This window comes from Roseicyclus sp., from assembly GCF_052168335.1.
Classification (GTDB): domain Bacteria; phylum Pseudomonadota; class Alphaproteobacteria; order Rhodobacterales; family Rhodobacteraceae; genus Roseibacterium.
Genome location: NZ_JBQLZP010000109.1, coordinates 1 through 2,031, shown reverse-complemented (window position 1 = coordinate 2,031; position 2,031 = coordinate 1). Strand labels below are relative to the sequence as shown.

Below are 2,031 nucleotides of genomic sequence, written 5' to 3'. Positions count from 1 at the left end.
CACCAGAGGAAAAGCGCCAGAAGCGCGGCGATCCAGGGCGAATGCAGCATCAGTAGGCGGGCTCCAGCCGGGTCGAGACGGGAACGCGGTGCTTCTTGGCAGGGATGGTGAAGAGGCCGACGAAGGCCGCCGCCGCCCGCACCCGGGCGCCGAGGCCGCGCAGCACCTGCTTCTTCTCCGTCGCCTCGGCGAGGTCGGCATTGGCGCGCTGGAGCGCCTTCAGACCCGGCATCCAGCGCGGATGGTCGATGTCTAGCGTGATCGGGAAGACCTGTTTCGAGATCTCGGAGGTCTTGCGGAACACCTCCTGCCCGTACCAGTCGGTATCGACGCCCAGCGCCTCGTGGAAGGCCGGCCGCTGGTGGTCGCGCACGTACATCGTCGCATACACGGCCGTCAGGAAGAACTTGATCCACAGGACGTTGATGCCGCTGGTCAGCTTGGGGTCGGTCTTCATGAGAAGCGCGAAGGCCTCGCCGTGGCTGAACTCGTCGTTGCACCACTCCTTGAACCACTTGAAGATCGGGTGGAACCGGTGCTCGGGATGCGCCTCGAGGTGGCGGAAGATCGTGATGTAGCGGGCGTAGCCGATCTTCTCGCTGAGGTAGGTCGCGTAGTAGATGAACTTCGGCTGGAAGTAGGTGTACTTCTTCTTCTGCGTGAGGAAGCCGAGATTCACCGCGATCCCCGCTTCGCGCAGCGCATCGTTGATGAAGCCCGCGTGCCGCGCCTCGTCCCGCGCCATGAGCTGGAAGAGGGTCGTGATGTCCTCGTTGTTGCCGCGCCGCTTCATCTCCTTGTAGAGGACGCAGCCCGAGAACTCGGCGGTGCAGGACGAGATCAGGAAGTCGGTGAACTCGGCGCGGAGCTTGGGCTCCATCCCGTCCCAGTCGATGTGGTCCCACTCCTCGTTCTTCTTGAAGTGGCCCTTGTTGGGGTCGGACTTCATCTGCGCGATGAGCTTGTCCCAGTCCTCGCGGACGGAGCTCACGTCGACCGCGTCGAGCTTGTCGAAATCCGTGGTGTAGAAGCGCGGCGTCAGCAGCGTGTTCTGCATGGCGACGGCGGTCGCGCTCTCGCTGTCGATGACGGCCTGCTCGTAGTTGCGGGCGGACATCGCCTCCTCGACGGTCGCGGCGTCGGCGGAGTGGAAGACCTGGTCCTTCATGCCGGGACTCCTTCCTTGCGGGCGGCGGCGGGCGCCAGGTGAGGCTCGACCTCGTCGCTGAAGCTGAACTCGCAGAGCTCCATGAACTCGAAGTCGCCGGTGGCGCGGGTCCAGAGCTGTTCGAGCCTGGAGGCGCGGGTGATGGTGGCGATCCGCTCCTCGCGGACGACCTCGCCGTAGGGCGCCATCACCGGCGCGCCGTGGACGAGAACCTCGTCACCGGGGTTGATCGTGGCGCCGTTCAGGAACTTCACATGCGCGTGGAGCGAGTCGAAACAGTGGCTGACCTCGACCTCGCAGGGCGCCGTCTCCTTCTCTCGGGTAATCCATCCCATCGGTCATTCCTCCAGGAGGCGGGCGAAGACCGCCTCGTTGTCCGCCCCGAAGCCGAAGAGCTCGGCCCGGAAGTCGGTGTGGTCATCCCGAAGCCCGATGCGCCCGTCTGAAAAGCGCACCAGCCGGATGGGCTCGGATGCATCGAGGCCCACGGCCCCACGTTCGCGCTCCAGCACGCGATAGATGCCGGCCACGAACCCGCCCTCGTCGGGTCCGAAGTCGGCGATGAGGTTGCCGTCCGCGTCGAGCACGCGGGCGGAGCCGTCCATCTCTCCGAAGATACGGATCGTCCGCTCGTGAACCGCCGGCACCTCCGCCTCGGAGGGCGGCATGGCCGAGAGCGGCCGGTCCGTCAGCCGCGCATAGGCGACGATGATCAGGACGCAGAGGCAGAGGACGAACATCGCCCGCACGAGGATGGTCGGGACCATCTCCTTGTCGCGCTTGACAAGCTTGCGTTCGGCGTGGCTGAGGCCCATGGCGCGCCCTCCCCTATTCCGCGGCGACCGGCTGCGCGGCCGGCATGC

At 66.0% G+C, this 2,031-nt stretch carries 3 protein-coding genes; all 3 read right to left on the bottom strand.

Annotated features, from left to right (window positions below; all coding sequences use genetic code 11):
• Positions 1 to 49 precede the first annotated feature (49 nt).
• The 3 genes from acsF to puhC are packed head-to-tail and all read right to left on the bottom strand — an operon-like array spanning position 50 to position 1,983.
• Entirely contained in the window at positions 50 to 1,168 is a 1,119-nt protein-coding gene (acsF, locus tag ACTS11_RS03530) for a magnesium-protoporphyrin IX monomethyl ester (oxidative) cyclase (RefSeq protein ID WP_442638961.1), read from the bottom strand.
• Positions 1,165 to 1,503 (bottom strand): hypothetical protein, encoded by a 339-nt coding sequence (locus ACTS11_RS03525; RefSeq protein ID WP_442638960.1) that lies wholly within the window; start codon positions 1,501 to 1,503, stop codon positions 1,165 to 1,167. The genes acsF and ACTS11_RS03525 overlap by 4 nt, the downstream gene beginning before the upstream one ends.
• A gap of 3 nt (positions 1,504 to 1,506) precedes the next feature.
• Complete coding sequence (gene puhC / locus ACTS11_RS03520) at positions 1,507 to 1,983, bottom strand: photosynthetic complex assembly protein PuhC (protein WP_442638959.1); 477 nt, start codon at positions 1,981 to 1,983, stop codon at positions 1,507 to 1,509.
• Between the last annotated feature and the right edge of the window lie 48 nt (positions 1,984 to 2,031).